Here is a 6,938-nt window from a genome sequence, read left to right as displayed (position 1 = left end):
GGTGTCTACGGAATCGGGGGCGTACCACGTTCGCCCATGTCACGCATGTTTGCGATGTCCGTGCACTGCCCCTTCCCCTGCTTGCGGGGGAAGGTTGGGATGGGGGCGAGGCTGTCATCGTGCGGGGAATACACGCTGTGCTTGCGTTGGGGCCCCCACCCCAACCCTCCCCCGCACGCGGGGGAGGGAGCGGTGCGCGTGTTTCGTTCGTTTTCTCGTCGGCGTCGCTCCTTCCCCCGCTTGCGGGGGAAGGTTGGGATGGGGGCGAGGCTGTCGTCGTGCGGGGAGGACATGCGGCGTTTGCGTTGGGGGGCCCCCACCCCAGCCCTCCCCCGCACGCGGGGGAGGGAGCTGTGTGCGTGTGCGGCTCGTTCTACTCGCAGTGCTGGAAGGAGAAGGCGTGAGAAGCTGTCAGCCATTTGATTTCTTGACCGGTCGTTGGCGCCAGCGTGCATTCGTGCTGGTGCTGCTTGCGGCCGTCGGCTTTGATCTGCATGCCGCAGCATCCGTCTCCGTGGTGGAAGCGGCCGATATCCATCTGCAAGCCTATCTTCAGGCCGAGGCGCGGCAGGTGGAGCGACTGTCGGCGTATCTGCGGAACGAGACGCCTTCGTCCTGCACGGAAAGATGCGACATCCCTTCGCTGCCCGGAGTCGCGATTGAACGTCGGCTGCAAGAGGCACTCGCAGCGCGTGGCGTGGCGGAAACACCGGCGCTCACGTCGCGCATCGGCGCGATCACGCAGGCGATGACGGAGGGGGTGCGCCGCTCACGCTGCCATGCACTGGATGCATCCAGTGCGTTCTTCGGGGCCGCCACGCCGGAAGAGGCGGGCGAGGCGATGGTCCGCTTCCGCTGTGATTTGCCCGATGCCGCCGTCGCGTTGCGGCATGCCGCGACCTTGCGGGAACACGGCGACAGCGTATCGGTGGACGCGCTGTTGCGCACGCACCTGGACGCCGCGATGGCCCTGCTACGGGCACCGCTGCGCACGGTCGATGCGGAGATGCTGATGCATCGCGATACCGGTGGCGGCTGGCGGACGATGCTGCCAGCGCAGTGGATGGAATACTTCCTGGCCCTGCTCGAACATGCCGACGCCCCGGCCACCGCGGTGCCGGCGGCCAACCTGTATCTGCGGGCACATCTGGGTTTCGTGGTCGCGGACCGGAAGAAGCTGGACGACTATCTGCGATCCTCGTTGGACCCCGCCCGGGATGAACCCGGCACCACGTTGGCGGATCTGCTTAATTCGCTCGACGAGGAGACTGCATGGGACGAGAACGTGGCAGTCGTCCGACTGACGGGCACGTTCCTACCCCATCGTGAGGGCGGAAAACTCGCCCGGCTTTTTGAAGAGATACCCCAGCAACGCATCCAGGCCCCTGTCCCGGCAGATGGTCGTCGCCGGGAAACAGGCGCAATGCACGGCCATGCAGGTGGAAGCGCTTCCGTTCGAATACAGCCGTCATGCGCGCGTCGCCGTCCGTTGCCAGCTTCCGGACATCGCCGTGGCCGCCGGGCGGTTCCAGCAACGTGCGGACGCGGGGATTCCGGTCACCGTGAAGGAGGTGGACGCCCTGATTGCCGCGCTCGCGTCGCCGGCCCGGCGCGATCACGACGGCTCGCTGGAGCTGGAACTCATCGGGGCGCGCGGTGATACCTGGTACGTGCATCCAAACAAGGTCTTCGACATGATGCTGAGGATGCTGTTTTCGCCGGCACGCGATGTACCGTGATCACTCGCCGGTTCTCCGCCCCCTTGGAAGTGAATGAAATGGAACTCCGATCGCCCCCTCCCCTCTCCCCCGCCCAGCGAATCGGCGCGGCTGCTTTCACGCTGTTCGCCCTGCCGGTGCTGGCCTGGGTCGCCTGCTTCGGCTACTGGCTGCCGGTGTGCGGAAAGGCGGGTTGGGGCTACGCGCTGATCATGCTGGTGGGCGGCAGCGTGATGGCGCCGGCGGTGGCGGGCATCGCATGGGCAGCGGGACTGGGGACGATGTTCGCGTGGCATCTGCATCGCGTGCGGAAGCACCGGCGGTTGTCCATCCTGTTGTCCGACGCGGCGATTCTGGCGGTGGTGCTGTTTTTTCGTTGGCGTCATGCTCGGCGCGACGTTGGGCCAGGGCGGGCGTTGCAGCCTGTTCTAGCGGCAGCCCTTGCCGGCGCAGAGGCTGCGCTAGAATCACCGCGGTTTTCCCACGGATCACGTCCATGCCATCGCCCGCCTCGTCTTCGTCCACTCCGCTCGCTTTCATCGGTGGCGGCAACATGGCGCGCAGCCTGATTGGCGGGCTGATTGCGCGCGGACATGCGCCGGAAGCCATTCACGTGGCCGAGCCGGTGGAGGCGCTGCGCGATGCGCTGGCGCGGGACTTCGGCGTGCGGGTGCACGCGAGCGCCGCCGATGCGGCCGCCGACGCCGAGGTCTGGCTGTTGGCGGTCAAGCCGCAAGTGATGCGCACGGTTTGTGGCGATCTGTCCGCGCTGGCGCAGGCACGGCGACCGCTGGCGATTTCGATTGCCGCCGGCATCACCGCCGCGCAGTTGGAGCGCTGGCTGGGCGGCGATGTGGCGGTGGTGCGGGCGATGCCCAACACGCCAGCGCTGCTGGGCGCCGGCATCACCGGGCTGTATGCGAACGATCGCGCCGACGCCGCGCAGCGCGACGCCGCCGCCGCGTTGCTGGCGGCGGTGGGACCAACCGTGGCGATTGGCGAGGAACCATTGATGGACGCGGTCACCGCGGTGTCCGGCAGCGGGCCGGCCTATGTGTTCCTGCTGGCCGAAGCGATGCAGGCGGCCGGCGAAGCCGAAGGCCTGTCCCCGGACGCGGCGCGCGAGCTGGCCACGCAGACCCTGCTGGGTGCTGCGCGCATGCTGGTCGAATCCGGCGAGCCGGCCGGCGTGCTGCGCGCGCGGGTGACCTCGCCCAACGGCACCACCCAGGCGGCCATCGAGACCTTCCAGGCCGGCGGCTTTGAGGCACTGGTCGCAAAAGCCATCCACGCCGCCACCGAACGCGGACGCGAACTGTCCGCCGCCAACGACTGACATCGACGACTGCCATGAAGACCATCAAGACCGCCTGGATTGCCTGCACCCTGTCTCTCGCCCTGGCCGCGTGTTCGGCCGGCGAAGCGCCGCGCGCCGCCGAGTTCGTGCAGCCGGTGCAGGCGCAGCAGGATTTCGGTTCCCTGCGCGTGCATTTCAACGCGCTGCCGACGCTGTCGCTGAGCGAGGCGGTGGCGCGCGAGTACCAGGTGCAGCGCGAGGCCGGCACCGCGCTGGTGGTGATCGCCCTGCGCCGGGTGGCCGGCGGCGAGGAAAGCGTCACCGAGGGCGAGGTCGAGGGTGAGGCGCGGGATCTGTCCGGCAAGCGGCAGGCGCTGGCGTTCCGCGCGGTGCGCACCGGTGATTACGTTGACCACATCGGCACGCTCAAGGTCGGTCCGCGCGATACCTATCGGTTTGACCTGACCGTGCGCGCCGACGGCCGCAGCGAGAAGTTGCAGTTCCAGCGCAATTTCTGAGCGGCGCGGCACGGCGTGCGCGCGCCGGTTGACCTCAACCGCGCTTGAGGGCGCAAGCTCCGCGACTCCCCCGCTCCGCTTCTCCTTCCATGGAATCGTCGTCCCTGTCTTCCTCCGCCGGCCCCGATATCGCGGCCGATCCGGCTCCGGCCATCACCACAACCGCCGAGGACGGCCTGCTGTCGCCGCGCCGTCGCGCGATGACCCTGGGCATGGTGGCCCTGGTGTCGCTGGGCGCATTCGAGGCGCTGGCCGTCGCGACCGCGATGCCGACCGTGGCGCGGGCGCTGGACGGCCTGTCGTTGTACGCGCTGGCGTTCGCCGGCACCTTGGCCGCGAGTGTGGTCGGCATGGTGCACGCCGGCCGCGCCAGTGATCGGCACGGTCCCACGCGCGTGGTCTGGTGGGGCGTGGCGTGGTTCGTCGCCGGCCTGATCGTGGCGGGACTGGCGCCGAACATGCCGGTGCTGCTGCTGGGGCGCGTTGTACAGGGCTTTGGCGGCGGCGCGATGTCGGTGGCGCTGTACGTGGTGGTGGCGCGCGCGTATCCGGAGGCGCTGCGCCCGCGCGTGTTTGCCGCGTTCTCGGCGGCATGGGTGGTGCCTTCGCTGATCGGCCCGAGCGTCAGTGGATTGATCGTGGAGCATGTGGGCTGGCGCTGGGTGTTCCTGGCGGTGCCACTGCTGGCGATTCCGGCAGCCTGGGCATTGCGGCCCGGCCTGAAGGCGTTACCACCGACGATCGCCGAAACCACCGGCGGGCGATCGCTGTTGCCGTGGGCCGGGCTTGCGGCGGCGGCGGCCTGCGCGTTGCATCTGGCCGGACAGCGGCACGACGCGCGCGGCGCGCTGCTGCTGGCGGTGGCACTGATGGGTTTGATCTGGGCGACGCGCAAGCTGTTGCCGGACGGCAGCCTGAGCCTGCGGCGCGGGTTGCCGAGCGTGATCGCGCTGCGCGGATTGGCAAGCGCGACCTTCTTTGGCGCCGAGGTGTTCATTCCGCTGATGCTGGCGCAGCAGTTCAAGTTGTCGCCGCTGTGGGCGGGTGTGGCGCTGAGTGTCGGCGCGCTGGGCTGGTCGATGGGTTCCTGGTACCAGGGCAACACGCGGCGTGCGTGGTCGCGCGCGACGCTGCTGCGGATTGGCCTGACGATGATGGCGATCGGCATCCTGCCGTTGCCGCTGGCGGTGTTCCTGCCGGGTGGATTGGGGCTGGCGCTGGTGGGCTGGGCGATCACCGGCATCGGCATGGGCCTGACCTACCCCAGCCTGTCGGTGCTGACGCTCTCGCTGTCGCCGCCGCAGGCGCAGGGGCGCAACAGTTCCGCCTTGCAGTTGATGGACGCGCTGGCGATCGCGACGGTGCTCGCGCTGGCCGGATCGCTGGTGGCGGCGCTGCTGGATCGCGCGCCGACGCTGGCGTTCGGACTGAGTTTCGGGATGACCGTCGTGCTGGCGGTCCTCGGTGCGCTGCTGGCCGGGCGCGTGCGTCCGGCCGATTGAAGCGTGCCGATTCGCCCGCGACTCAGGCGTGGCGCGCGGCCCAGGCCTGCACGATGTCGGCGATCGCGCGCACGCCGTCGGTGAGCGCGGCCGGGCCGGGCTGGAGGATCAGCGGTGATTTGATCTCGTGCAGTTCGCCGTCACGCACCGCCGGGATCGTGTCCCAGCCGGGCCGCGCGGCGACCCGCTCGGGGCGGAATTTCTTGCCGCACCACGATCCCAGGATGATGTCGGGCGCGCGCCGCACCACTTCGTCACCATTGGCGAGGATGCGCTGCTTCGCCAGCGGTTCGATCGACAGTTCCGGAAACACGTCGTCGCCACCGGCGATGCGCACGATCTCGGCGACCCAGCGGATGCCGGTGATGATCGGCTCGTCCCATTCCTCGAAGTACACGCGCGGTCGGCGCGGCAGCGCGGCGGCGGCCTGCTCGATGGTGCGCAGGCCATCCTCGATGCCGCGCGCGTAGGCGTCGGCCTTGTCGCTCGCGCCGACCAGCGCGCCCAGCCGGCGGATGTAGTCGAGGATGCCGTCAACGCTGCGGTGGTTGGCGATCCACACTTCCACGCCCTGCTTGATCAGCTCGGCGGCGATTTCGGACTGGATGTCGGAGAAACCGATGGCCAGATCCGGCTTGAGCGCCATGATCTCGCCGATCTTGGCGCTGGTGAACGCGCTGACCTTGGGTTTCTCGCGGCGCGCCTGCGGCGGCCGCACGGTGAAGCCGCTGATGCCGACGATGCGGTGCTGCTCGCCGAGCGCGTACAGCGTTTCGGTGGGTTCCTCGGTCAGGCAGACGATGCGTTGCGGGCCCATGCGTCAGTCGTCCAGGCGCTTGCGGAAATACACCACGCGCTCGGTTTCCTCGAAGCCGCAGGCGGCGTGCGCGGCCTGGCTGTCGCGGTTGTCGAGCAGCGCGTCGGATGCCAGTTCGCTGCATCCCTGTTCGCGCGTCCACGCTTCCACCGCCCGCACCAGCGCGCGGCCGATGCCACGGCCGCGCCAGGCCGGATCCACGTACCAGCCCTCCAGGAAGCCGACCGGGGAGGCCTCGGTGCCGTTGACGTAGTCGTGCCGCAGGCTGGCCTCGGCGAAGGCGATCACCTGCCCGTCCGCATCGGTGGCCAGGAAGCCGGCCGCGTCGCCGGCCAGGAAATCCAGGATGTCGGCGGCCTGCTGGCCGGGTTCGTCCATCGGCCACAGATCCTGGCGCAGGCGCGCCCAGCCGGCGGTGTCGCGGGGTTGCGCCTGGCGGATGCGCCACCCCTCGCTCACGGGAACAGCATCCGCTTGGTCCACTGGCCGGCGGCGTCGCGCTCGTAGCGCCAGCGTTCGTGCAGGCGGAACTGCGCGCCGTACCAGAACTCGAACGCCTCCGGCACCACCCGGAAACCGCTCCAGCCGCTGGGGCGCGGCACGTCCTGGCCGGCGAAGCGCGCTTCGGTTTCGGCGATGCGCTGGTCGAAAGCCTCGGCCGAGGCCAGCGTTTCCGATTGGTGGGAGGCCCAGGCGCCGATCTGGCTCATGCGCGGGCGCGAGGCGAAGTAGGCGTCGGCCTCGGCCGCGTCGACCTGCTCCGCCGCGCCTTCGATGCGCACCTGGATGCCGGCATCGCGCAGGCTGCGCCACAGGAACAGCAGCGCCGCGCGCGGATTGGTTTCCAGCTCGCGGCCCTTGTGGCTGTGCAGGTGGGTGTAGAACACGAAGCCGCGTTCGTCGAAGGCCTTCAGCAGCACGGTGCGCGCGGACGGGTGGCCGTCTGGGGTGGCGGTGGCCACGGTCATGGCATTGGCTTCCAGTTCGCGCGGGGAAGCCTGGGCTTCCTCGTAGAGTCCGGCGAACGTGGTCAGGGCTTCGGCATACAGATCGGTCATTGCGCACCCGGCAGGTCGAGGGTGCCGC

At 69.5% G+C, this 6,938-nt stretch carries 8 protein-coding genes; 5 read left to right on the top strand and 3 right to left on the bottom strand.

Going from position 1 to position 6,938, the window contains the following annotated elements; all coding sequences use genetic code 11:
* The first annotated feature begins 400 nt into the window (after positions 1–400).
* The 5 genes from IQ458_RS07570 (at position 401) to IQ458_RS07550 (ending at position 5,035) form a co-directional block, all read left to right on the top strand.
* Entirely contained in the window at positions 401–1,660 is a 1,260-nt protein-coding gene (locus tag IQ458_RS07570) for a hypothetical protein (RefSeq protein WP_203322405.1), read from the top strand.
* Positions 1,661–1,735: 75 nt separating this feature from the next.
* On the top strand, positions 1,736–2,287 hold the full coding sequence (locus IQ458_RS07565) for a hypothetical protein (RefSeq protein WP_203322404.1): 552 nt from the start codon (positions 1,736–1,738) through the stop codon (positions 2,285–2,287).
* Positions 2,215–3,054: a pyrroline-5-carboxylate reductase gene (gene proC, locus IQ458_RS07560; protein ID WP_203322403.1), complete on the top strand. Its 840-nt coding sequence runs from the start codon at positions 2,215–2,217 to the stop codon at positions 3,052–3,054. The genes IQ458_RS07565 and proC overlap by 73 nt, the downstream gene beginning before the upstream one ends.
* A 14-nt stretch (positions 3,055–3,068) precedes the next feature.
* Complete coding sequence (locus IQ458_RS07555; protein ID WP_183643852.1) at positions 3,069–3,533, top strand: DUF4426 domain-containing protein; 465 nt, start codon at positions 3,069–3,071, stop codon at positions 3,531–3,533.
* Positions 3,534–3,622: 89 nt separating this feature from the next.
* Positions 3,623–5,035 (top strand): MFS transporter, encoded by a 1,413-nt coding sequence (locus tag IQ458_RS07550; protein WP_203322402.1) that lies wholly within the window; start codon positions 3,623–3,625, stop codon positions 5,033–5,035.
* A gap of 22 nt (positions 5,036–5,057) precedes the next feature.
* Here IQ458_RS07550 and IQ458_RS07545 read toward each other — a convergent pair whose 3' ends face one another.
* From IQ458_RS07545 to pdxH, 3 genes are read right to left on the bottom strand one after another with little or no spacing between them, the layout of a single operon-like run.
* On the bottom strand, positions 5,058–5,852 hold the full coding sequence (locus IQ458_RS07545; RefSeq protein WP_203322401.1) for a cobalamin-binding protein: 795 nt from the start codon (positions 5,850–5,852) through the stop codon (positions 5,058–5,060).
* Positions 5,853–5,855: 3 nt separating this feature from the next.
* Positions 5,856–6,311, bottom strand: a complete 456-nt coding sequence (gene aac(6'), locus IQ458_RS07540; RefSeq protein ID WP_203322400.1) for an aminoglycoside 6'-N-acetyltransferase — start codon at positions 6,309–6,311, stop codon at positions 5,856–5,858.
* Positions 6,308–6,910 (bottom strand): pyridoxamine 5'-phosphate oxidase, encoded by a 603-nt coding sequence (gene pdxH / locus IQ458_RS07535; protein ID WP_203322399.1) that lies wholly within the window; start codon positions 6,908–6,910, stop codon positions 6,308–6,310. Before pdxH ends, aac(6') begins: the two co-directional genes overlap by 4 nt.
* Positions 6,911–6,938 lie beyond the last annotated feature (28 nt).

Source organism: Pseudoxanthomonas beigongshangi, assembly GCF_016820515.1.
In the GTDB taxonomy this organism is placed as follows: Bacteria; Pseudomonadota; Gammaproteobacteria; order Xanthomonadales; family Xanthomonadaceae; genus Pseudoxanthomonas_A; species Pseudoxanthomonas_A beigongshangi.
This window is presented reverse-complemented; position numbering and strand designations above follow the sequence as displayed.

Bases quoted from the DNA above. Each gene is read 5' to 3' on its own strand.
- proC (WP_203322403.1), top strand. From the start codon at position 2,215: ATGCCATCGCCCGCCTCGTCTTCGTCCACTCCGCTCGCTTTCATCGGT.
- IQ458_RS07545 (WP_203322401.1), bottom strand. From the start codon at position 5,852: ATGGGCCCGCAACGCATCGTCTGCCTGACCGAGGAACCCACCGAAACG.
- pdxH (WP_203322399.1), bottom strand. From the start codon at position 6,910: ATGACCGATCTGTATGCCGAAGCCCTGACCACGTTCGCCGGACTCTAC.
- IQ458_RS07550 (WP_203322402.1), top strand. From the start codon at position 3,623: ATGGAATCGTCGTCCCTGTCTTCCTCCGCCGGCCCCGATATCGCGGCC.
- IQ458_RS07555 (WP_183643852.1), top strand. From the start codon at position 3,069: ATGAAGACCATCAAGACCGCCTGGATTGCCTGCACCCTGTCTCTCGCC.